Annotated in this window: 1 protein-coding gene; it reads left to right on the top strand. The window is 71.0% G+C overall.

What is annotated here, in order from left to right; all coding sequences use genetic code 11:
* The coding region (locus AB1471_RS18165; protein WP_367781108.1) for a hypothetical protein at nt 1–221 on the top strand (221 nt) is incomplete at both ends.

Genomic DNA, 221 nt, shown 5'->3' on the forward strand with positions numbered 1-221 from the left:
CGCCTATGCCGCCCTGGCCAAGCTCGGGCCCGCCTCGGTGCTCACCACGGCCGTGGTCGCACCGAAGCCGCCGGCCAACGGCACGATCGACGGGCCGCTGGTCATCGTGGGTGGCGGAGACCTGTTCCTCGCTACGGCGGACTACCGGCCGTCACAGACGGAATGGACCTTGGCGGGCGAACCCGTCACCCGGATCGAGGACCTCGCCGACCGGATCAAGG

The sequence above is a fragment of the Jeotgalibacillus marinus genome, assembly GCF_040801915.1.
GTDB lineage: Bacteria > Bacillota > Bacilli > Bacillales > Jeotgalibacillaceae > Jeotgalibacillus > Jeotgalibacillus marinus.